Origin of the sequence: Hallella colorans, from assembly GCF_003096815.1 — a bacterium.
GTDB lineage: Bacteria > Bacteroidota > Bacteroidia > Bacteroidales > Bacteroidaceae > Prevotella > Prevotella colorans.
The window spans coordinates 66356-91080 of record NZ_QENY01000011.1 but is presented as its reverse complement, the minus strand read 5'-3'; the positions used below and the strand labels follow the sequence as shown (position 1 = coordinate 91080).

General features: G+C 54.9%; 17 protein-coding genes and 1 tRNA gene. 15 read left to right on the top strand and 3 right to left on the bottom strand.

The genetic code is table 11. The features are described 5' to 3' along the window. Position 1: 1 nt before the first annotated feature. From C7379_RS07040 to C7379_RS07015, 6 genes are all read left to right on the top strand, one after another. Positions 2 to 466: a hypothetical protein gene (locus tag C7379_RS07040; RefSeq protein ID WP_116616647.1), complete on the top strand. Its 465-nt coding sequence runs from the start codon at positions 2 to 4 to the stop codon at positions 464 to 466. A gap of 105 nt (positions 467 to 571) precedes the next feature. Then, complete coding sequence (locus C7379_RS07035; protein ID WP_116616646.1) at positions 572 to 1882, top strand: thioredoxin family protein; 1311 nt, start codon at positions 572 to 574, stop codon at positions 1880 to 1882. 61 nt (positions 1883 to 1943) lie between these two features. Next, on the top strand, positions 1944 to 4793 hold the full coding sequence (locus tag C7379_RS07030) for a M16 family metallopeptidase (protein ID WP_116616645.1): 2850 nt from the start codon (positions 1944 to 1946) through the stop codon (positions 4791 to 4793). Positions 4794 to 4930: 137 nt separating this feature from the next. Next, a complete protein-coding gene (locus C7379_RS07025; RefSeq protein WP_243406740.1) occupies positions 4931 to 5908 on the top strand; it encodes a bifunctional methionine sulfoxide reductase B/A protein in 978 nt (325 codons plus the stop codon). Positions 5909 to 6320: 412 nt separating this feature from the next. Next, positions 6321 to 9545 (top strand): S41 family peptidase, encoded by a 3225-nt coding sequence (locus C7379_RS07020; protein WP_116616644.1) that lies wholly within the window; start codon positions 6321 to 6323, stop codon positions 9543 to 9545. A 175-nt stretch (positions 9546 to 9720) separates the two neighbouring features. Beyond that, a complete protein-coding gene (locus C7379_RS07015; protein WP_116616657.1) occupies positions 9721 to 10071 on the top strand; it encodes a DUF488 domain-containing protein in 351 nt (116 codons plus the stop codon). Positions 10072 to 10130: 59 nt separating this feature from the next. On the opposite strand, the gene C7379_RS07010 is transcribed toward C7379_RS07015, so the two are convergent. Continuing rightward, a complete protein-coding gene (locus C7379_RS07010) occupies positions 10131 to 10853 on the bottom strand; it encodes an HAD family hydrolase (RefSeq protein ID WP_116616643.1) in 723 nt (240 codons plus the stop codon). A 560-nt stretch (positions 10854 to 11413) separates the two neighbouring features. Beyond that, positions 11414 to 12175 (bottom strand): amidohydrolase, encoded by a 762-nt coding sequence (locus tag C7379_RS07000; RefSeq protein ID WP_116616641.1) that lies wholly within the window; start codon positions 12173 to 12175, stop codon positions 11414 to 11416. 278 nt (positions 12176 to 12453) lie between these two features. On the opposite strand from C7379_RS07000, the gene C7379_RS06990 reads away from it, so the two are divergent. Next, positions 12454 to 13272: a M48 family metallopeptidase gene (locus tag C7379_RS06990; protein ID WP_116616656.1), complete on the top strand. Its 819-nt coding sequence runs from the start codon at positions 12454 to 12456 to the stop codon at positions 13270 to 13272. A 155-nt stretch (positions 13273 to 13427) separates the two neighbouring features. On the opposite strand, the gene C7379_RS06985 is transcribed toward C7379_RS06990, so the two are convergent. Beyond that, a tRNA-Pro gene (locus C7379_RS06985) sits at positions 13428 to 13500 on the bottom strand. A 255-nt stretch (positions 13501 to 13755) separates the two neighbouring features. Between C7379_RS06985 and C7379_RS06980 the strand changes: the two genes are divergently transcribed. From C7379_RS06980 to C7379_RS06945, 8 genes are all read left to right on the top strand, one after another. Continuing rightward, positions 13756 to 14964: a zinc-dependent metalloproteinase lipoprotein gene (locus tag C7379_RS06980; RefSeq protein ID WP_116616639.1), complete on the top strand. Its 1209-nt coding sequence runs from the start codon at positions 13756 to 13758 to the stop codon at positions 14962 to 14964. Between the two features lie 47 nt (positions 14965 to 15011). Further along, positions 15012 to 16259: a 3-phosphoshikimate 1-carboxyvinyltransferase gene (locus C7379_RS06975; RefSeq protein WP_116616638.1), complete on the top strand. Its 1248-nt coding sequence runs from the start codon at positions 15012 to 15014 to the stop codon at positions 16257 to 16259. A gap of 97 nt (positions 16260 to 16356) precedes the next feature. Beyond that, complete coding sequence (locus C7379_RS06970; protein WP_116616637.1) at positions 16357 to 16743, top strand: hypothetical protein; 387 nt, start codon at positions 16357 to 16359, stop codon at positions 16741 to 16743. Between the two features lie 115 nt (positions 16744 to 16858). After that, positions 16859 to 20086, top strand: a complete 3228-nt coding sequence (gene porW / locus C7379_RS06965) for a type IX secretion system periplasmic lipoprotein PorW/SprE (protein WP_116616636.1) — start codon at positions 16859 to 16861, stop codon at positions 20084 to 20086. A 2-nt stretch (positions 20087 to 20088) separates the two neighbouring features. Further along, positions 20089 to 21663, top strand: a complete 1575-nt coding sequence (porX, locus tag C7379_RS06960; protein WP_116616635.1) for a T9SS response regulator signal transducer PorX — start codon at positions 20089 to 20091, stop codon at positions 21661 to 21663. A gap of 246 nt (positions 21664 to 21909) precedes the next feature. Next, a complete protein-coding gene (locus tag C7379_RS06955) occupies positions 21910 to 22362 on the top strand; it encodes an NfeD family protein (protein WP_165815041.1) in 453 nt (150 codons plus the stop codon). A gap of 10 nt (positions 22363 to 22372) precedes the next feature. Then, on the top strand, positions 22373 to 23329 hold the full coding sequence (locus C7379_RS06950; protein WP_116616634.1) for an SPFH domain-containing protein: 957 nt from the start codon (positions 22373 to 22375) through the stop codon (positions 23327 to 23329). Positions 23330 to 23439: 110 nt separating this feature from the next. Continuing rightward, positions 23440 to 24531 carry a UDP-N-acetyl glucosamine 2-epimerase gene (locus C7379_RS06945; RefSeq protein WP_116616633.1) on the top strand — a complete coding sequence of 364 codons (1092 nt, stop codon included), beginning with the start codon at positions 23440 to 23442 and terminating at the stop codon, positions 24529 to 24531. Positions 24532 to 24725 lie beyond the last annotated feature (194 nt).

Genomic DNA, 24725 nt, shown 5'->3' with positions numbered 1-24725 from the left:
AATGAACAACAAGAATACCAAAATCTCCATTTTTGTGGCCCTGCTCACCTTGGCCCTCACGCTGACGGGCTGCCACCGCATGGACGTGGGCTATCTCAAGACGGCCGACGCCTCGTTCAGTCCGGACACGGTCTATGTGTATCGCTCCATCGACCCCACGTCGGAGCGTGCCCTCAACGGGTCTCCATGGACATCCACGCGCATTCAGGGCGTGTCGGGTACGGCCCCCATCAACTATTCGTATGTGAGCGTCAAGGTCTCAGACGGCGGCAACGCCGAGGCGTTCAATGCCATCGTGAGAGATGGATTGGTGACCATTCAGGGCGGGTTGATACAGCTGTTTCAAAAAGGCGCGGCCCAATTGCCCGATGGCAAGTACACGCTCACCATACGCGTGAGCAACGAGGACCACGAGGCCACGCTTCAAGACATCTTCACTTTCGTGGTGGCGGAAAAAGAATTTTAATTCACAAATCACAACTTACAATTCACAATTTCCAAAATTCGTGTTGTTTCGTGACAGTGGGAACATCCGAATTTCCACAATTGTAAACTTAAGACTAACAAGACAATGAACAGAACTATCAAATATTTGCTCCTTTTTGCCACGGTGCTCGTGGCGCAGACGGGCAGGGCGCAGACCGCCGGCAAGGGTATCAAATTCTTCGATGGCACCTTGAAAGAGGCTTTGGCATTGGCCCAAAAACAAAACAAACCTGTCTTCGTTGACTTTTACGCCGTGTGGTGCGTGCCGTGCAAGCGCATGGCCAAGCAGGTGTTCACCATCGACTCCGTGGGCGATTATTTCAACGAGCGGTTCGTGTCGGTGCAGGTGGACGCCGAGAAGGCCGACGACGTGGCCAAACAATACAACGTGCAGGCTTTTCCGACACTCGGCTTCCTCAAGCCAGACGGCAAGGCCATATCCATCACTGTGGGCGCCATGGACGCCGCGGCGCTCATGGAGGCGGCGCGCATAGCGGCCGGCGAGGCCGAGGGCTTCGAGCAATTGTACGACCAGTACAAGGCCGATGACACCAACCTTGACACACAGCGGCGACTATTGCTCAAGGCTCCCACCTTTCTCGCGGCACAAGAGGGCATGGAGGCCGAGAAATGGGTAACCCGCATAACAAAGATTTACAACAAGTATATAGCCGCGAAGATGGGACCGGCGCTCATCAACAAGGACGATTACCTCATTATGTACAACCTCGGTGGCGGCTCGCGCGATGACAAACTGCGGATAATCGATTTCATCAGCGCCAACCTCGACGCGTGGGTCAAGGTTGTGGGAAAGCCGGCCGCTTACTACGTGGTAGAGGGAAACGACGACATCATGGAGCAAATGGCCAAGGATGGCGACGCCAAGTACGCGGAGCGGGTGGAGAAAGTGCGAACCGACTACAAGGCGGCCTATGACATGGTGGGCACAGACGCCATCGCGCCATACGACCGGGCCAAGCTCTACGCTGACGCCATCTACCACCTTTACAAAAGTAAGGACGTGCCGCGATATGTCACGGCTATGACCACGCTGTTCCAAAAGTTGGGCGACAAGGCGCAGCCAGCCGATTACGGAAAGGCAGCGCAGCAACTATACTACGCCGCGGGCTCCAAGCTCACGCCAGCGCAGCACCGACAAGCCATAGAGTGGGTGGAGCGCGCGCTCAAGGATGAGAAGGTGGTGATGAGCCGCGTGAACTACCTCGTGATGCTCGGCGACTCGCACAGAGAGCTCAAGGAGTACGCCAAGGCACGCGAATACTACAACCAAGGCTATGCCGAGTCGTTGCAAATGGCCAACATGGAAGACGCGCAGGCTCTTGTCCAAATGACCATCCAGCGCAAGCTGTCGGCCCTTGAGCTGTTGGAGAAATAGGCCCACGATACATAAGGGCGACAACCAAGGTCGCTATCATTCCAAAAAACATCACCATACTATGACCTATCACTCAACAACATATCGCACTTTTGTCGCCAAAGCCATCCTCGTGGTGGGCTTGGCGATAGCCCACGTGGCAACCGGCATGGCCCGGGAAATGAACCTTAAGCAGGGCAAGTTGCCCAATGGGCTTACCTATTACATAGCCAACGGGGGCGGGACGCCCGGCTCCGTGCATTATTACATGTACCAAAACGTTGGCGCCATCCTTGAGGACGACGCGCAAAATGGATTGGCGCACGTGTTGGAACATCTCGCGTTCAACACCACCGAGCATTTCCCGGAGGGCGTGATGACATTTCTTCGTGGCAACGGTCTGAACGCGTTCTCGGCCTACACGGGTCTGGACGACACGCGATACGCCGTGCGAGACGTGCCCGCCAATGACAAGGGGCTCAACCGACGCATGCTGCAACTGCTATACGACTGGTGCCACGGCGTGCGCATAACGCCACAAGACGTGGACAAGGAACGCGCCATCATCATGGAAGAGTGGCGACAGCGCAACGACGTGAACCATCGCATGAGCGACTTCATAGCGCCCGCCATCTACAACAACGCGGGATACGCGCGTCGCAACGTGATCGGTGGGGAGGAGCGGTTGCGCTCGTTCAAGGCCAAGGACGTGCGGCGTTTTTACGACACTTGGTACCGACCGTCGCTGCAATATATCGCCATCATTGGCGATATAGACCCCGCCGCCGTGGAAAAAGACGTGAAGGAACTGTTCGGCAAGTTGCCGGCCAAGAAAGTTCCGGGGCACGCCGACGCTCGCCTTATCGCCGACAACGCTGACATGAGGTACGCTCGTTTCATAGACGCCGACAATGTGTCGCCGTCGTTTGGCTTGTACGAGCGCAAGTCGGACCAACGCCTGAAGGCCAAGGGAGGCGCCGTGGACGAGCATCTGTTCACCCAAATATTCAACCGTTTGGCCCCGCGCCGTTTCGCCGCGTTGCGCAATGCCGGCAAGGAACGGTTTATCGCCGCGTCGGTGAGCCTGTCGCCGTTGGCGCGCGGATACTCGCAGCTGGCTTGGGACATGGTGCCTTACGAGGGGCAGCAGCTCGCGGCGTTGGGCCAGCTGGCCGACGTGCGCGAGGATTTGCGCGTCAATGGTTTCAAGGACGAGGAGTTTGACGCCGCTTGCACGGATATGTACAAAGGCATGAAGCAAGTGCTTGCCGACGACGCAGGCCTTGGCACGCCGGACAATCTCATGGACCTCTTCAGGCGAAACTTTCTTTATGGTGACACGATCATACCTTTCAGGGAGCAGATAGCCACGTCCATGGAACATCTCGTGGAGCTTGAGGCCAAGGACATGAACGCATGGATGCGCTCGTGGATGGATGGAGGCAACCTCGCTTTCGTGACCTACTCGCGCTCGGCAGACGAGATGAACGTGTCGGCCCAGCAGGTGGTCGACGCCATCGCCGACGCCTCGCCGGCACGCCTCCGCGACGCGATGGACCAGCCGGCGCCAACCAATATATTGGCGAGCAACCCCACCCCCGGAAAAATAACGCACGCCAAGAAGATAGCCGAGCTTGACGCCGAGGAGTGGAGGCTCAGCAACGGCGCCACCGTTTACTACAAGCGAGTGCCCGATGGCTCCGGACGGCTGTTCTTTGCGGGGTCCGCCGCAGGAGGGAGAGCCGCTGTCGACACCAACGACATACCCTCGTACACGGCCATGAAGGCCTTGGTCATGCAGAGCGGGGTGGACCGGTACAACCGCAACCAGCTCTACCAATGGGTCAAGGACAAGGATTTCGACCTCAGTATATCGCTTGCCGACGAGAGCGATGGCATCGGTGGCAATACGGCCGTGGCACATGCCGACGACTTTTTCGGCTACCTGTACCTCGTGCTCACCCACCAACGGTTCGACCGAGATGTGTTTGACAAGTACGTGGCGCGCTCCAAATACATTTACAACACGCGTGTCACCACCGGCATGGCAGCCGCGCAAGACTCCATACAAGCGTTGCTCTATCCTGTGTCGGCGGACAATCCCAGACACGACTTGGCCTTCTACGACCGTATGCGCTACGCCGATTTGCAGCCGCTTTTCAACCGTAGCTTCGGCAACGCGGCCTTGTTCAAATTCTGCTTGGTGGGCGACGTGCCCGAGGACGAGGCGCGCAAGCTCGTGGAGCGATACATAGCCGCGCTGCCCGGGCAGCCCGGCAGCCAGCCGCGCCGGTTGCGAGGGTTGGACTTCTCGTCGCCCGAACGGCTCATCAGGCGCGTGTTTGACATTGACATGGAGGGCGACGCGGGCGAGGTGGAACTCACTTGGCTCAACGCCGTGAGTCTCTCCAAGAAGGAGCAAGCGGCCCTTGAGACACTGCGCGGCATATTGGAAAACCGCCTCTTCTCTGTGCTTCGCGAGCGCGACCACGCCGTGTACAGCGTGGGTGTCAAGGCCGATTACGCCGAGCGGCCAGCCGCGAGCGTGACGCTAAGCGTGCATTTCTCCACCTCGCGCGACAAGGCGTTGCCTATGAAGGAGGAGGCCTTGGCACAGCTTGGGCGCATAGCCAAGGGAGATTTCAGCCGGGATGAGTTCAAGGCGGCCATGGTGCCGCTGGCCGTGGACGACATGGCGCCGTCCGGCAAGGGCTCCATGCCGTCCGACCCCATGCTCTGGATGGGCGCGCTCAACGTGTACGCCGAGCAAGGCAAGGTGCCAAACCTCGCCGACGACCATGGCGAGAGCGTCTACGAGAGCCTCACGCCCGAGCTTGTAGCGGCCGTGGCCGCCAAGGTGACGAAAGGCGCGCGCCAGCGCGACATCGTGGTGCGCTCATTGCCACCCAACCGCCAAAAATGGGAAAAATGACCCGTGACTATCGTCGTGCCCATGACGCTCGTCGCCGCACCGATGGTGCGCTCGTCCTCCTGACCGTTTTACTGTTTGTTTTTTTGTGCGTGGCCTGTGCGGCCCGCACTCCTCGAACCCCTTTAACATTTGTCACCATGTCAATACAAGACACCACCCATTACACCAAGCCCACCGATGAGCAACTGCGCCAACGCCTCACTCCTGAGCAATACGAGGTTACACAGCGTGCCGCCACCGAGCGCCCCTATGTCAACGCTTACGACCAAGAGTTCCGCCCGGGCATCTATGTGGACGTCGTCACGGGTCAGCCTCTCTTCTCCTCCACCGACAAGTACGATGCAGGATGTGGCTGGCCTGCTTTCACGCGGCCTATCAACGACAACCTCATCGACGAGCACATCGACCGCTCGCACGGCATGGAGCGTGTGGAGGTACGTAGCCATGTGGGTGGCACCCACTTGGGGCACGTCTTCGAGGACGGACCTACCGAGACGGGTGGGCTGCGCTATTGTGTCAACAGTGCTTCGCTGCGTTTCGTGCCTCGGGAGCGCATGCAGGCCGAGGGCTATGGCGAATACCTGCCGTTGCTCGCCGATACCCGGCGAAAGGAAATCTATCTCGCTGGTGGATGCTTTTGGGGCACGGAGCATTATTTCAGGCAGATAGACGGCGTGACGCTCACCGAGGTGGGTTATGCCAATGCCAACGTGCCCAACCCCACCTACGAGGAGGTGTGCTCGGGGACAACCGGTGCCGCCGAGACCGTGCGTGTGGTCTATGACCCCGACAAGGTGGGCCTGCGTTTCCTGTTGGAAATGTATTTTCGAGCCATCGACCCTACGAGCCTCAACCGTCAGGGTAACGACCGGGGCACCCAGTATCGCGTGGGCATCTACTATGTGGATAAGTCTGACGAGTCTGTGGCGCGTGAGGTGATGGCCGACCAACAACGACACATTGCGTGCCCCATCGTGGTGGAGTTGCGCCCTTTGGCCAATTTCTACAAAGCCGAGGCCTACCACCAAGACTATCTTAACAAAAACCCCGGCGGCTACTGCCACCTGCCTGCCCAGCTCTTCGAGTACGCCCGCAAGGCCAAGCCACGGCCATAACGCAGCCAGGGCTTATATAAAGAAAAGGAAAGTATGATGGATGTGACGAGCAGTTCGTAGAGATATATTTATCGCAACGAATAGCAGAACCTTTTTTATCATTATTGCGGTAAATATTGAGTCGTGTGAATATTAAAAGTTTTGTTTTGAGGTTCAACTTTTCTCTTTGTTCACGAAAAATGGGCTTGTATGCCGTAAAAAGAAAGGGTGGTTAATATATTTTAACGCATATGGTTTCATAAGTATAAAAAATCTATACTACTTTTACATCGTTTTTCGTTTAACCTAAACACCTTAAAGGGCAAAAAGCCTTGAGACTATATTATGAATGGTCCGCTCGGCGCCTTTAGGCGCAGTCTCTCGCCACTCGGCTTGAGACACGGGTGGTCATGGACATAACGGTATTATCATCATGCTTAAATCAAAAAAATTGTTAGCGCTGGCCTTGGTGTCAGCCTCTTTGTCTGCCCATGCGCAGCAAACCCCATTGTGGATGCGTCACTGTGCCATCTCTCCCGATGGACAAACCGTGGCTTTTTCTTATAAAGGCGACATCTTCTCGGTGCCTGTCACTGGCGGACAAGCCCTCCAGCTCACCTCCAACGCCGCTTACGACTCATATCCCACTTGGAGCCCCGACGGCACGAGAATAGCCTTCGGATCAGACCGTGAGGGCAGCATGGACGTGTATGTGATGAGCGTGCGCGGCGGCGAGCCCACTCGCCTGACCACGGCCAGCGGCAAGGAGACGCCCGTGGCGTGGCTCGACAACGAGCGAGTGCTGTTCAGCGCGGCAGTCATGCCTACGGCGCAGTCTATTTTTTTCGCCAGCTCTCAGTTTCCGCAGGTCTACGAAGTTGACACGAAGGGCGGTCGCCCCAAGATGTTCTCCGCGGTCACGATGGAGGATATCAGCGTGAACAAGAGTGGCGACATCCTGTACCACGACAGCAAGGGCTACGAGGATGCTTTTCGCAAGCACCACCAGTCGGCCATCACTCGAGACGTATGGCTCAAGAAGGGCGACACCTTCACCAAGCTCACGGATTTCAAGGGCGAGGACCGTACGCCCCGATGGGCGCCCGACGGCCGATCGTTCTACTATCTCAGCGAGGCCGATGGCAGCTTCAACGTATACCAGCGAGCCGTAAGCGGCGGCCCAGCCACGCGGATAACCCATTTTGACACCAATCCTGTGCGATTTCTCACCGTGGCCAACAACGGCACGCTGTGCTATGGGTACAATGGCGAGATATACGTGCAGCCCTCGGGTGGGCAACCTCGAAAACTCAGCGTCAGCGTCACGGCAGACCGCAACGACGTGGACTTGGAGCGACAGGTCAAGACCCAAGGCGCCACAGAGATACAGCTCTCGCCCAACGGCAAGGAGATAGCCTACGTGCTGCACGGCGACGTATACGTGACCAACATAGAGTACAAGACAACCATGCAAATAACCGACACCCCGCAGCAAGAGCGCGACATCACCATCGCGCCCGATGGCCGCTCCATAGCCTACGCCGCCGAGCGTGACGGCTTGTGGCAAATATACCAGACCACCATCAAGAGCAAGAAAGAGAACCAGTTCGCCTACGCCACCGAGCTGGAAGAGGAACGCGTGGTCAATACGGAGCGCACGTCGCAGATGCCACAGTACAGTCCTGACGGCAAAAGCCTCGCCTATCTGGAAAACAGAGGCACGCTCATCGCCATCGACTTGAAAAACAAAAAGCCACGCAAGCTCATGGATGGCAAGTACATGTACTCTTACTCGGACGGCGACGTATGGTTCGAGTGGAGTCCTGACAGCAAATGGATCATCTGCAGCTACATAGGCAATGGCGGATGGAACAGCCAAGACATCGCCCTCGTGAACGCCGAGGGTAACGGAGAGATACACAACCTCACGCAGAGCGGCTACAACGACGGCAACGGCAAGTGGGTACTGGGCGGCAAGGCCATGATATTCCAAAGCGACCGCGCTGGCTTTCGCAGCCACGGCAGTTGGGGAACGGAAGACGACGCCTATATCATGTTCTTCGACCTTGACGAGTACGAGAAATTCAAAATGACCAAGGAGGAACGCGCCATCTATGATGAGGCCCAGAAAGAAGACGACAAAAAAGATAACTCTGACGACAAGGCCAAGGGCAAGAACAAAGACAAAGTGGTAGTGAAAAAGGTGAAGGCCGTGAAGCTCGACATCGACAACTGCCGCGACCGCGTGCTACGCCTCACCACAAACTCGTCGCGCATGGGCGACATGGTGCTTGACAACGACGGCGACGCGCTCTATTACCAAGCCGCTTTTGAGGACGGTTTCGACCTTTGGAAGAAAGATTTCAAAGACAACAGCACCAAGCTGCTCATGAAAGGCGTTGGTGGCGGACACATGATGCCCGACAAAGACTGCAAAAATCTGTACGTATGCACCGACAGGATGATTAAAAAGGTAGACCTTGGCAGCTCCCAAATAAAGAACGTGCCTTTCGAGTCGCGTTTCAATTACAAGCCATATCAGGAGCGCGCCTACATGTTCGACCATGTATGGCAACAGGTGAAAGACAAATTTTACGATCCCAAGTTGCATGGCGTGGATTGGGCTGGCTATCGCGACAATTACCGCCGCTTCTTGCCTTATATCAACAACAACTACGATTTCAGTGAGATGCTCAGTGAGATGCTTGGCGAGTTGAACGCCTCGCACACTGGCGCCCGCTACAGTGCCCGTGGCAACGCGATGGTCACGGCGGCCCTCGGACTATTTTTCGACAACAAATACGATGGCGACGGACTAAGGGTGGAAGAGGTGATCAAGCGCGGACCATTCGCCGTGAAAAACACAGGCGTGGACAAAGGCTGCGTTATAGAGAAGATAGATGGCCAACCCATCCTGAAAGGACAAGACTATACCAACCTGCTTGATGGCAAGGCTGGCAGGCGCGTGCGCGTCTCGGTGTTCGATCCCGCGAAGAAAAAACGCTTTGACGTGACTGTCAAGGCCATTACCCCATGGGCGCAAAACGACCTGCTGTACAAGCGATGGGTGGACAGAAACCGTCACTTCGTGGACAGCATCTCCAACGGGCGAGTGGCCTACGTGCACGTCAGGGATATGGACAGCGAGAGCTTCCGCACGGTGTTCAGCGAGCTGCTGAGCGACAAAAACCGCAACCGCGACGCCGTGGTGGTGGATATTCGCCACAATGGCGGAGGATGGTTGCACGACGACCTGTGCACGCTGCTCTCAGGCAAGCAGTACCAAACGTTCGTGCCCCACGGACAAGAGGTGGGCAAGGACCCATGGAACAAGTGGACCAAACCTTCTTGCGTGCTCATGTGCGAGGACGACTACAGCAATGGACACGGCTTCCCGGCTGTGTACAAGACACTCGGTATAGGCAAGTTGGTGGGCACACCAGTGGCTGGTACCATGACGGCCGTGTGGTGGGAGCGGTTGATAGACTCGTCTGTCGTCTTTGGCATACCGCAGGTGGGCTGCCGCTTCATGGACGGCACCTTTGCCGAGAACAAAGAGCTTCTGCCAGACATAGAGGTGTACAACACCCCTGAGGACTATCTCTCGGGCAACGACCGCCAGCTCAAGCGAGCCGTTGAGGAGATGATGAAACATTGACGACGCGTTGCCGGGCCTCGCGCGCCATGCGCCGAAAATATTTCGGCCCCGTTTCTTGTCTCGTTCGTGGCTAATGGCTATCTTTGCGCTTGGCGCGAGCCTTGAGCGTCGACCGTTTGGCGTCGTTGCCCAAACGTTTCGCCAAATAATGTTTAGCGCAAAAACGATTGATAAAATGAAGATTTGCTTGAAAAGAGTTTACGAGGGCGCCGAGCCTGGCGATGGCTTTCGCGTCTTGGTGGATCGCGTTTGGCCTCGGGGTGTCAAGAAAGAGTGCGCGCGATTGGACAGGTGGGCCAAGGAGGTAGCTCCCTCCACGGAACTGCGCAAATGGTTCGGGCACGACCCGGCTCGTTTTGACGAGTTCTCTCGCCGTTACGAGGCCGAGCTGGCCGTGAGCGAGGCTTACGCTCAATTCGTGGCCGAACTGCGAGCGCATGACGTGGTAACCCTGCTCTATGCCGCGAAAGACGAGACGCGCAACAATGCCGTGGTGTTGGCCAAGGTGTTGGCCAAGCAAGGGTGAGCGTGGGCCGTCCGTAAGTGTGTCCGGGCGATGACCGCGCGAGCGCGCGGCGCCCCACGTCAGCGCATCAACGTCAGCACGTCTTTGATATCATGCAGCTTGAAGAGGCGCTGATGGTCGTACTCTTCGGTCTCCTCATGCTGCCAAGTGGTGTGAAACGGAATGTGCGCGGCCCATCCGCCAAGCCGCAGCATCGGCTCAACGTCAGACTTGAATGAGTTGCCCACCATGAGCGTCTCTCCGGCGTCGACCTCGAAGAAGTGGCACAACCGGCGATACTCGGCCTGCGTCTTGTCGGCCACCACCACAATGTCGTCAAACAGCGGGCCCAAGCCCGACCGCTCCAACTTGTTTCGCTGGTCTAACAGCTCGCCCTTGGTGAAGACCGCCAACTGGTACCTGCCTGTGTCTCGCAGCCCTCGCAGCGTGTCGGCCACGTGGGGCAGGGGCGTGGCTGGCAACGAGAGCAGCTCCTTGCCAAGGTTCACAATGCGCAGGATGTCTGTTGCGGGCACGCGCCCCTCGCTAATTCTCACGGCCGTCTCGACCAACGATATGGTGAACGCCTTGCAACCATAGCCCAACAGGGGCATGTTGTCGCTCTCTGTGCTGAAGAGGGCTGCCGACACCTCGTGGGCGTCGCCGAAGGGCGCGAGGATGTCGCAATAGGCGCGCTCAACGCGCGCGAAGTGAGATTGGTTGTCCCAAAGTGTGTCGTCAGCGTCAAAAGCGATGAGGCGCACCGAGCGCGTGGGTGATGTGTGGCGAGGGTTCTCGTTCATGTGGTGTGTTTGTTTTTGTTTGTTTTTGAAAGTCTGTTTAATAGCGCAAATTTAAAAAAATAAGAATGGGCGAGCGCATGCCAACCGTTAATATTTTATAATGGACAGGTCGGCCGCCCATGTAAAATGTTGATAAAAAATCACGAAAACAGGCCTTGCGCTACCATTGTTTTTAGCGCGAATTTTGCGGATTTTGCATGTTAAACCACGCTTTCCGGTGGCGTTCGGAGAGGTTTTTCGGCCCATTGCTATCCCATCATGTGTCGATAAGGTAGCTATGGGGTGCCCTATAAGCCGCTATCGCGCCCCCATTGGGCCTTGATGGCGGCATGAATAGTTACCAATGGCGAGGGCTGGGAAAAACTTTTTAAGACAAGGAAGTGCGTTTTTCTTTATAAGTGATTGATTTGTCGCCGTTTGAGGAAAACTCGCGTGCGTGGCGTATTTGCGACCAATGTGCGTGGTGGTGGTAAATACGGCGATTTTAAAACATTTTTTGTCGGTTTCTTTCAACGTCTTTTGGAGGTGGGCGATATGCGTTGCCCGCGTTGCCTTGGTGGTCAATCCGCCAGCGTGAAATTGTCCGCGTCTGGCAGGACGGCAAAGCGTCTCCTCGCTTCTGCGAGCTCGTCAAGGCTCAGGTCGGCCGTGGCCACGCCGGGCATCCCGTGCTGGCATCCGGCGATGGTGCGCCCTTGGAAATCTATGATCTCGCTGCCGCCACTGTATTGGCAAGTTGGGTCTTGGCCCACGCGGTTGACGCCCACCACGAAGCATTGGTTCTCGATGGCGCGGGCGCGCAGCAGCGCAGTCCAGGCGGATAGCCGCGATGTGGGCCAATTGGCCACGTACACCGCCATGTCATAGTCTTGCCGGTTGCGGCTGAACACCGGGAAGCGCAGGTCGTAGCACACCTGCAACAATATTCTGAAGCCCCGATAGGCCACCACCACGCGTCGGCGCCCGGCCGTGAACCGCTTGTCTTCTCCGCCATGGCTGAAGAGGTGGCGTTTGTCGTAGTGCTCCACGTTGCCGTCTGGCCATACGAAATATAGGCGGTTGAAAAACCGTCCCGCCTCCTTGGTGGCCACGCTGCCCATCATGGCGCATTGGCGCGAGCGAGCTTGCTCGCTCATCCATCTGATAGACAGGCCGTCGCTCTCGGCGATGTCGTCAGGATTGGTGGCAAATCCCGTCGAGAACATCTCGGGCAGCACATACAGGTCGGCGCCCGTGTGGGTGTCGAGCATGCGGCCGATGGCTGTCGCGTTGGCCTCCGGGTTGGCCCACGCTATGTCTGTTTGGACGATACTTACTTTCATGCCATTGTTTTTACATCATGTTATGAGGTGCGCGCGCACTGGCTTTTGGGGCCAAACGACCATTGGCGCGCGTGTGGCTGGCTTTGCGCGCGTGAAGATGGGACAAAAATATGCAATTATTTTGAGAATATAGCCACGATGCGTCGAAAATTTGGAAACCCCAACTTGACGGTCTCGCCCATAGCATTAAAAAAGATAAAAAGTGGATGGGATTGACGCCGAGTATAGTTAATAATCACTATATTTGCAAATATATGAAAACATATAATATAGTCAAGATGAAAAAGTTAAAATTTTGGTTTATGACGGTGGTGGCCTCCATGCTAGTGTCGGCGTGCGGAACCACTTCCACGGTGCCAATCACCGGTCGCAAGCATAATATATTGGTGAGCGATGAGCAACTGATGTCTCTGAGCAGTCAGCAATACAACGAGTTTCTCAAGAAGAGCGTGTTGTCTTCCAACGCGGCCAACTCGGCCATGGTGCGCCGTGTGGGACAGCGGTTGGCGAGGTCTGTGGAAACCTTTCTCAGAAACAACGGCGCAGCCAACGAGGCCAACAAATTTGCTTGGGAGTTTAACCTTGTCAAGGGCAAAGAGGCCAACGCTTTCTGCATGCCGGGCGGCAAGATAGCCGTGTACGAGGGCTTGTTGCCCTACACGCAGAACGAGAGCGCGCTTGCCATCGTCTTGGGTCACGAGATAGCCCATGCCGTGGCTAAACACTCTGCCGAGCAAATGTCTAAAGCCATACGCCAGCAATATGGCACGGCCATATTGGGCACGTTGCTCAACAACGCCGTGGGCAGTGGCGTGGGCGACATCGCCTCGGCGTTGGCCAAGCAGGGCTTTTCTTTCGCCAATCTGAAATACAGCCGTAACAACGAGTTGGAGGCCGACCATATCGGGCTTATTTTCGCGGCTATGGCAGGCTACGATCCACGTACAGCTATACCATTCTGGGAGCGTATGTCAAGTGGCAAGGGTGGGGGCAGCGATTTCTTGAGCACGCACCCCACAGATTCCAAGCGCATAGCGGCCCTGCAAAAAGAGATGCCCGTGGCCATGCAGTACTACAACGCGAGCAAGGCGAGGTGACATGTAGCTTGCCTTGACGTTATACCCCATTCGCCATAGTCGCCGCTCGCAATGTGAGACGAAGCCAAGAGCGGCCGACTTGAATGGGATGAGGCAATTTGCGGGAAAAATAAAAAAGAGCTGCAATCAATCGATTGTCAGCTCTTTTTGTTAAGTCGGGATTACTGGACTCGAACCAGCGACCTCGCGCCCCCCAGACGTGTGCGCTACCAACTGCGCCAAATCCCGGACTTGTGGGTGCAAAGATAGGCATTAAACGTGATATGGCCAAATTTTAGTGTAGGTTTTTAATTCGTTTTAAATATTTAATGTTATTATGTCAATGGTTTGTGGTGGGGTTGGCATATTATTTTGTAAATTTGCGGTATAAAGTGTGGCGGTGTGGCCGCGCCCCTATCTTTGTGAAACGGTTGTCGCGACAAATGTCAACAACGCGGGGATGGCGCGGCCCGAAAACTATGACAACAATAAAATGACAAGCGGATGAAACACTTAGTGGCGATCTGGGCGACATTGCTCTTGTTGATGGCATCGTGTGGAGGCGACGACGGCTTGGGCCCGGCGACGGCGACCGACGTGGCGGACCAAGACCAGGATGAGACCAAGAGCCCCGTGGACGACAACTACGAATACCAGTTGCCTGTGATATTTCATGTGCTCTACCAAGACAAGGACGATGCCACGCAATATATACCCGCGCCACGGTTGAGAAGCCTGCTGCAATATGTCAACGAGATTTATCGGGGTGGCATATATGGCAAGAGCGCCAACATGGGATTGCGGTTTGTGCTGGCTGAGCGTGACGAGAATGGGCGCGCGCTGCCTACCCCGGGAGTGGAGTACGTGCGCTATACGGGCGAGTATCCCATTGACGAGGAGGCGTTCATGTCCGATCGCGCGAACACGAAATATATGTGGGACCCCAACGAGTACATTAACGTGATGATGTACCATTTCAAATCCGGCGGAGACGGTGAGGTGCTGGGGCTGTCGCACATGCCCCTGACCATCAAGGCAGACCATCAGTTGGAGGGCCTGCAGACCGTAGACAGGAAATATATCAGCAAGCGACAGTTGGGCAACATACTCTGCTCGTCTATCAACAGCGTATATGCCGGGCGGTCAACGGATGGTGGCTATTTTCAATCCAACAGGTATACTGACGGCCAGCATCGCACCATGACGCTCGTGCCCACCGACATCGTGGTTACCTTGGCGCACGAGCTGGGCCACTATCTTGGCTTGTTCCATATTTTTACCGAGAATGTGGGGCGTGACGCCAAGGGCGAGATATTCAACGTGGTGGACTCTTGCGCCGACACGGATCACTGCAAGGACACGCCCTCGTACAATCGCAAGGAGTACAATAATTTCCTAAGAGATTACATGTTGACTACGCCTCGCCAAAAGATGGACGCCAATTACCTCATAGGGCGACACGCTTGCGACGGGTCTAAATTTCTTAGCGCCAACGTGATGGATTACTCATTCACTTTGGGCTACAAATTTTCGGCCGACCAAAAGGCGCGCGTTCGCCATGTGCTCTACTACAGTCCGCTCATCCCCGGCCCCAAGCTCAACGGCGCCAACAAGCGCACACGAGGCTCCGAGGAGCGCGCGGGCACACTCAATCTCAAACCAAGAATGATCAGGCACCAAGCTTCCAAGAAGTTGCCCCATGTCAAAATATGACAACACGAAGCCATGAGGCCCATCAGCACTGAACTTATCTCTTGTCCATGACCTATAAGATAACAGCTCCACAGCGGCTCGAAGCCACTATCAATTTGCCCGCCTCAAAAAGTGTGAGCAATCGTGCGCTCATCATTAACGCGCAGGCTGGCGCGCCCGTTTTGCCCCAAAACCTCTCCGACTGTGACGACACGCAGGTGGTGATCAACGCGCTTAAAACCAATCCGCCTGTCATAGACATCCACGCGGCGGGCACGGCCATGCGGTTTATGACGGCTTATCTCGCCGTGACCGAGGGCGAGCATGTCCTTACCGGCACGCCGCGCATGAGGCAACGCCCCATCGCCCAGCTTGTCAACGCGTTGGTAAAGCTCGGCGCTGACATAGCCTATGAGGGCGAGGAGGGTTTCCCACCCCTGCGCATCAAGGGCAAAAGGCTGCCCGGCGGGCGCGTGGAAATGCCGGCCGATGTAAGCTCGCAGTACATCTCCGCCCTGTTGATGGTGGGACCAACGATGGAAAACGGGTTGGAACTGCGGCTCACGGACGACATCGTGTCGCGCCCATACATAGACCTGACGCTGTACATGATGAAGGCGTTTGGAGCCGACGCCGACTGGACCGGGGGAGACATTATCACCGTGAGGCCCGTGCCATACAAACCTATACCTTATGTTATAGAGAGCGACTGGACCTCGGCCAGCTATTGGTACGAGATGCTCGCGCTCTCAGAGGATGCCAACGCCACGCTGACTCTCAACGGATTGGCCGACGGCTCCAAGCAGGGCGACTCGGCGGTTAAATACATCTACTCGTTATTGGGCATCAAAACCACCTTTGTCGATGCAGCGAATGGACGGCCCACAGCCGCGCGAATCGCGCCGAGAATGAGGCGTGTGCAGCGGTTGGACTTTGACTTCGTGAACTGTCCGGATCTTGCCCAAACAGCCGTGGTGACCTGTTGCGCGCTCGACATACCGTTCCATTTCAAAGGATTGGGCAGCCTAAGAATTAAAGAAACAGACCGCATAGAGGCTCTCAAACGCGAATTGCGTAAGGTAGGGTTCCTCATTCATTGCGAGAACGATTCTGAATTGGTATGGGATCATGGGCGCTGCGAGGCGTCGTTCGAGCCTATCGACACCTATGACGACCATCGCATGGCGATGGCTTTCGCCCCCTTGGCGTTGAAATATCACACCCTTCGCATGAACAACCCTAACGTGGTGGCCAAGTCATATCCTCGATTTTGGGACCACTTGAGGCTCGCCGGCTTCGACATCGAGGAAGAATGAGCGACAGGCCGGGGCTTGCCCCATTCGCCCACGCTTATTGAAAACGCGCTCATCGCAACGACAACACAATACTTTTTATCACCAAACACTGCGCCACATGCTATATCTCTTGCTATCGCTTATCGTTTTGGGCTTTGTCACTGCCATCATGGGATATGTGTCTTACCACCGACACGGCGAGGAACCCATCGCCGAGGCGGAGACCGGCAACTGCGCCACCTGCGCGGACCCTACCGCGGAATGCGAGCAGGTGTGCTTGATGAGAGCTGCCACGAAACCCGTGGAATATTTTGACGACGAGGAGCTCGACGCTTACAAGGGCCGCTCGTCTGACGCCTACACGGAAGAGGAGACCGACGAGTTTGCCGAGGTGCTGGAGACACTCCGGCCAGAAGAGGTGCGGGCATGGAGCCGAAGCCTCACATTACGGGGCATCAACATGCCAGACGGCATCAAAAGTGAGTACATACAACTGGCCGAATGACAAGGCCATGGGGTAAATCAAGATAACATCGCCAACGTCGCGAGAAAGGGAAAGACCATCATATTAAAGTAACATTTATCAGTTGAATAACAAGCCACACACGCTTATCCTTGTCATGGCAAGCCTCACGGCGCTCCTCATGGCATGTTCCACCGAGAACAACACCGCCCGATCTCGGTGGTGGCACTCGTTCAATACCCGGTATAACGTGTACTACAATGGCAACTTGGCCTATATAGACGGCTCACTCGAAAAGGAAAACGGCAACAAGGACAACTACACGGAGCTCATACCTCTCTACGCTGTGGGCAACAAGCAGAGCAGAGATTTGGGCAAGGCAAACTTTGACCGAGCCATCGTGAAGGCGGAAAAGGCCATCAAGTTGCACAGCATCAAGCGCAGGCCAACATGGAACAAAAACCGTCGAAAGACCGAGCGAGACAGGGAATGGCTGGGCCGGAAGGAGTACAACCCATTCTTATGGAAGGCCTGGATGCTCATGGGGAGGGCACAATTCCACCAAGGCGACTTCGACGCGGCGGCCTCCACGTTCAATTACATGAGCAGGCTTTACCGCACGCAACCAGCCATCTATGGAAAGGCAAGGGCATGGTTGGCCAAATGCTACATAGAGAACAACCAGCTCTACGACGCCGAAGACGTGATAAGAGATATGGAGCGCGACTCCATACACTGGCAGGCGCGCAAGGAATGGGACTACACCTATACCAACTATTACATCCACACGCAGCAATACGAGAAGGCCATACCTTGTCTCAAAAGGGTCATCAAGCGAGAGATGCGCAAGAAACAAAAAGCTCGCGAGTATTTCTTGCTCGGACAGTTGGAGGCTGCCTTGGGGCGCAAGGCTGAGGCGTACAAAGCCTATCAGCTGACCATTCGTCAAAACCCGCCATACGAATTGGAATTTAACGCCCGTATAGCCCAGACGGAGGTGATGGCAGAAACCCACACCAAAAAGATGGTGTCGAGACTCAAGCGTATGGCCGCCTCTGACAAAAACAAGGACTATCTCGATCAGGTTTACTATGCCATTGGCAATATCTACCTGGCCCAGCGAGACACCGCCAAAGCCATAGCCCACTACGAGCGGGGAGCCGCCAAGGCCAAGCGCGAGGGCATTGAGAAAGGGACGCTGCTGCAAAGATTGGGCGACTTGTACTGGGTGCAAGAACGATACAGCGACGCCCAACGTTGCTATGGGCAAGCCATCGGACTGCTCGACAAGGAGCGGGCTGGCTATGAGCAGCTCGCGCAACGGTCCAAGGCTCTCGACGAGTTGGTGCCATACACAGAGGCCGTGCACCTGCAAGACTCGTTGCAGGCGCTCGCCAAGATGGGCGAGCGCGAGCGCAACATGGCCATAGACCGGGTGATCGTGGCGTTGAAAGAAAAAGAGAAAGAGGAGCGACGGCGCCAACAGGAAGAGGAGGCGGCGCAAGTGATGCGACAAAACGAGCTGATGGGCGATGTGGACGACGAACTCACGAGGCCCATGCCAAGCCCGCGACAGCAGGATGGCGCTTGGTATTTCTATAACCCGATGGCTGTGCAGCAAGGAAAAAAACAATTCGTGCGGTTGTGGGGCAAGCGCGACAACGTGGACAACTGGCAGCGGGCCAACACCACCGTGGTGGCTGGCATGGGCGCGTATGACGGGACACCCGAGATGACCGATGCCGCCCGCGACTCCATCGCTCGCGCTGAGGCTGTGGCCGACTCGCTCGGCGAGGCGCCCGACAGCGTGCAAAACGACCCATACAGTCGCGAGTATTATTTGGCGCAGATACCCTTCGATGCCGACCAGAAGGCAGCCAGCGACCTTATCATCATGGACGGCCTTTTTAACAGCGGTGTGATTTTTAAGGACAAGTTGGACAATTTGCCATTGTGTGAGCGGGCGTTGACACGATTGGTGGCGCAATATCCCACTTACGAGCGAAATGACGAGACCTACTACCACCTATTTTTGCTTTACGCGCGCATGGGACACATGGCGCAGGCGGAGGGGTACGTGAGTCGACTAAAGACCGAATACCCCAAAAGTCAGTGGACAAAGATACTGTCAGACCCTTACTTTGCGCAAAACGCCAAGGAAGGGACGCACCTCGAAGACTCCATCTACGCTGCTACCTACGCTGCTTTTAAGGCCGGCAGGTATGGCGAGGTGAGCGTCAATGCCAAATTGTCCGAGACGAGATTTCCGATGGGGGCCAACCGTGACAAATTCATATTTGTAGGTGCGCTGACCAAACTTGATGGTGGCGATGCCAGCGGATGCTTGGCTGACATGAGACGATTGGTGGCCGACTATCCACAAAGCGGATTGGCGGAGATGGCCGGCATGATCCTCAACGGAGTGAGCGAGGGGCGGAAATTGCATGGCGGCAGGTTTGACATAGGCGAAATTTGGGCTCGGCGCAATGTGGTCTTGAGTGACAGCGACTCCATCAATGCCAAGAAATTGAGCAATGAGCGCAACACCAACTTCGTGTTTATGTTGGTGTATCAACCAGACTCCGTTAACCAAAACAAGTTGCTATTTGACTTGGCTCGTTACAATTTTACAAGTTATTTGGTTCGCGATTTTAATATCAGCGTCGTGGAGGACAATGGTGCGAGGCGCATGCAAGTAAACGGTTTCCGCAATTATGACGAAGCGTTGCAATATGCGCGAGAGGTACTAAAGCAAAAAAACATGGCCAAACTTATCGGCAAGGCACGCCCTGTGATCATCAGCGAGGAAAATCTCCCATTGCTGGGCGCAAACTACAGCTATGACGATTATGCCGCCTTTTATGCCAAACACTTCGCTCCGCTGAAGGTATCCACGTATCGTTTGCTCACGGAGCCGGCAGAGGTGTCGACACGGCCAAGTGAGAAGGCGCAGACCCCTATTAGCGAAACCGAGATAGACAATTTTCTCAATGATACGTTTGTAATGCCCCAAATATCAACCCCCACCAATGGCACTACCATTCCCATGAACGAGACCCCAGCGCCAACACCAACAAGAGACCGTCCTCGTGCCACCACCATACCGGCTGAGACGGTACCAACCGCGCGACAGAAAGTTCCCATGTTGAGCCACGGGGCTGACGTTATCCTTGACGATATGGACAGCATTCCACCAAGCAAGGCACGCCCGAAAGCGGCAAGGAAGCGTGCCGCGAACACTCGTGACAAAATATCCGCCAAGGACAAGAAACAAAATGCCAAGGGCAATGACGTGAAGAAAAAAACGAATGTGCCGAGAAAGACAGAGCCGAGACGTGAAAATTACGACTTGGAAGATGAGTATTATGATTTAGAAGGATTTTAAAGATGAACAACGGAACTATACTTTGGGTGGACGATGAGATGGATATGCTCAAGCCTTACACCATTTTCCTTGAGAAAAAGGGCTACTCCGTGATGACCGTGAGCAATGGCAGCGACGCCATAGACAGGTGTCAAAAGCAGACGTTCGACCTTATTATACTCGACGAGATGATGCCCGGGCTCACTGGCTTGGAGACATTGCAGCGCGTCAAGGACATACAGCCGCAAACGCCTGTGGTAATGGTGACCAAGAGCGAAGAGGAGAATATCATGGAACAAGCTATCGGGTCGAAAATAGCCGACTATCTCATCAAGCCTGTCAACCCTGCTCAAATTCTTCTGACGCTAAAGAAAAACATACATCGAAAGGAGATAGTCACCGAGGTGACGCAGACTGGCTACCAGCAGGAATACCAACAAATAGCCATGCAAATAGACCAGTGCGAAAGCCACGCCGGATGGATGGACATATATAAGCGCATAGTGCGATGGGAGATAGAGCTAAGCGCTGCCAAGAGTGGCATGGCCGAAATGCTGCGAATGCAAAAGGCGGACGCCGACGTTGGCTTTGCCAAATATATAAAAAAACACTATATAGACTGGGTGAAACCATCATTGCCCGTGGCGCGCCACAAGCAAGCGGATAGGCCGTTGATGAGCCAAGACGTATTCAGGGAGCGAGTGTTCCCGGCCCTTGACAATGGTGAGAAAGTCTTTTTCATACTGATAGACAATTTCCGCTGGGACCAATGGCGGTTGCTCGCCATGGACCTTGGGGGGCAGTTTGACATGGACGAAGACATGTACATGAGCTTATTGCCCACCGCCACGCAGTACGCGCGCAATGCTATTTTTAGTGGACTTATGCCCAGTGATATAGCTAAAATGTTTCCGAATTTGTGGGTAGACGAGGACAGTGAGGAGGGCAAGAACCTGAATGAGGCTCCACTCATACAGACACAGATAGACCGTTATAGACGGCACTACAAGTTCAGCTACAGCAAAATAAACGACTCGGCCGCCGCCGAGAAATTCTTGCAGCAGTACAACTCGCTTGCCACGAACGACCTTAACGTTGTGGTGATCAATTTCGTGGATATGCTATCGCACTCTCGCACAGAGTCGAGGATGATCCGCGAGTTGGCCAACGACGAGAGTGCCTACCGCAGCATCACGCTGAGCTGGATGCGACACTCCGTCATCGCGGACCTCTTCCAGCGCTTGGCGGAGAGTGATTACAAAATCATCGTCACCACAGACCACGGCTCCATACGCTGTTTCACCCCCACGAAGATTGTAGGCGACCGGAACACCAACACCAACTTACGATACAAGCTCGGAAAAAACCTGAGCTACTCGGCCAAGGATGTTTTTGTCATCAATGACCCGCGCATGGCACGGTTGCCCTCGCCCAACGTAAGCACAAGCTATGTTTTCGCCACGGGACACAACTTTTTCGCCTATCCCAACAACTACAACTACTATGTGTCATACTACAAAGACACTTTCCAGCACGGCGGTATATCTATGGAGGAAATGCTCATACCGCTTGTCACGTTGCGCCCGCGCAGGCGATAGGCTCGCTTGCTCGCTCAATCTTTAGGGCAGGAAGTGAACCCAAGTGTTGGAGCAGGCACTTTGACTAAGGTCTAACGCAATGCCATTCAATACGTCGTGACGTCATGACATGTCACGAACCCACCGGGGCTGCCCATAAACGTGGCGTATGACATTTAGTTGATTATTTCATGTTAAATCGTTGGCGAAATTAAATATTTTATTTAACTTTACAACTGTAAAACTTTAATCCGAACAACATTAACAATGATAGATTACCTTAATAGTCATTTTTGGTTGGTATGGACGCTGATCACCGTGCTGGCTTTGATATTAGAGGTCTCGACCGGAACTTTCTATTTGATGTGTTTTGCCATTGGCGCTGCCTGCGCCATCATCGCTTCGCCCTTGTGCATTCCATTTTGGATGCAGGTTGTTGTGTTTATCGTTTTCTCCACACTGAGCATTTTTGCGGTGCGCCCATTTGTCTTGAGATACTTGCATAGCCATGAGGATGGCCGGCTGAGCAACGCCGACGCACTGATAGGAAGGGAGGGCCTGCTGATTGAACCCATCACCGAGCAGTCGGCCGGGTACGTGCGAGTGGATGGCGACGAGTGGAAAGCCGTGAGCGCGGATGGCTCTGACATCGAGAAAGGAGCGATGGTAAGAGTGGTGGGCAGAGAGAGTATCATTGTTACAGTGGAACGTATAAACTAATAATTATATTATGTTAACAATAGGAACGTATGTTTTAATCGGACTGGTCGTGTTGGTATTGATTTTTGCCAAGGCTGCCATTGTCATCATTCCACAGAGTGAGACCAAAATCATAGAGCGTCTCGGTAAGTATTACGCCACATTAAAACCGGGTATCAATGTTATCATCCCGTTTGTGGACAGAGCCAAGACTGTTGTCACAATGAACCGAGGACGGTATGTGTACAGTAACTCCATAGACCTGCGCGAGCAAGTGTACGACTTTGACAAGCAGAATGTTATCACCAAGGATAACATCCAGATGCAAATTAACGCACTGCTCTATTTCCAAATCGTGGACCCGTTCAAGGCTGTCTATGAAATCAACAACCTGCCCAACGCCATTGAGAAGCTCACGCAAACCACGCTGCGTAACATCATCGGCGAGATGGAGCTGGACCAGACGCTCACCTCGCGCGACATTATCAACACGCGCTTGCGTGGCGTGCTCGATGACGCCACCAACAAGTGGGGCATCAAGGTGAACCGCGTGGAGCTGCAAGATATCATTCCGCCACAGAGCGTGTTGCAGGCCATGGAGAAGCAGATGCAGGCCGAGCGCGACAAACGTGCTATCATCCTGACGTCCGAGGGCACCAAGCAGTCGCAGATACTGAAGTCGGAGGGAGAGAAGGCCGCCATCATCAACCGGGCCGAAGCCGACAAGCAGCAAGCCATACTGCGAGCCGAGGGCGAGGCGCAAGCGCGCATTCGCAAGGCCGAGGCCGAGGCCGTTGCCATAGACAAGATCACGGAGGCCGTGGGAAATTCTACCAATCCGGCCAACTACCTGTTAGCGCAAAAGTACATTCAGATGATGCAAGAGCTCGCCACTGGCGACCAGAACAAGACCGTGTTCTTGCCCTACGAGGCCACCAACGTGATGGGAAGCCTTGGTGGTATTAAAGAATTGTTCAAGAACTCATAACTCCGCCTCGCCTCGCGGCATGCCCGACGTGCCGCAAGGCGTGGCATGATGATGGTGGGCTTGAGGCGCGCCATCATTTTTTGACACCATAAACGTATAAAAGAAGAATTATGAATGTTTGCATAGTATGCGGAGCCCGCCCCAATTTTATCAAGGTGGCACCGGTGATCCGCGCATTGGAGTCGGCAAAAGAGCGTGGCGAGATGGTAGACTACCACTTGGTATTCTCTGGAGACGAGACTGACCCAACGCTCGAGAGATCGCTCTTTGACGACTTGGGCATACGCCGCCCAGACGTATATCTTGGTGTGACGTGCGAAAATCTCAACGAGCTTACGGGTAGGGTTATGGCAGCCTTTGAGCGCTACCTGCAAAAACACGCCACCGACACGGTGGTCGTGGTAGATGACCTCGCCTCCACCCTGGCCGTGGCTATCGTGGCCAAGAAACAAGGAGTCAGGTTGGCGCACATAGCCGCCGGCACACGCTCGTTCGACATAGCTATGCCCAAGGAGATTAATCGATTGGTGATAGACGGCTTGTCGGACATACTTTTTACCGCTGGCATGAGCAACAACTCCATAGCCAACCGAGAAGGGGCGGAGCTGTCCAAGGTGTACATGGTGGGCAATGTGCTCATGGACAACATGCGATACATCAGGAACTCGCTACATAAACCGGCTATTTTCGATGAGCTGGCACTTGCGGATAGGGGCTATCTGCTGTTTACGCTCAATCGCAAGGCTCTCATTGGGCACCGCGACAACCTCGGCAAGATGCTTGACACCATCGTCAGGGAGCGGGGCGGCATGCCTGTGGTGGCACCGCTGCGCAGGCTTGCCAAGCAGGCCGTCATGGACGTTTTGGGCGACAAGGCCGAGCGGAATTTCATCTTCGTGGAACCGCTGGCGTACCTTGACTTCTCCTATCTTGCCGCGCATGCCGCCGGCGTGATTACCGACTCGGGCAACGTGGCCGAGGAAGCCACTTTCAACCAAGTGCCGTGCATCACGCTGAACAGCTACACGGAGCACGTGGAAACGGTGAAAGTTGGAACTAACGAACTCGTGGACGAGGACCCGTCCAAACTTGGGATGCTACTTGCCAAGATGGTGGCCGGCACATGGAAAGAAAGCGCATTGCCTGAGCGTTGGGACGGCAGGTCGGCCGAGCGCATCGTGAAGATATTGCTTGAAAGTTGAGTATGGAGTAAGCCGAGACAGTGACAGGTCTCTGGCAAAATGGATAAAAACCCCTGATAAGCACAACTGTCCTAAAGGTTAATCCCTATTTGACAAGTAGAGTTTAATCTGTAAAAAAGGCCTGCGGCATGTGTTATAACATGCCGCAGGCCTAAATTTTTGAATTGAAAATATCGCCAACCCTTGATTTTGTA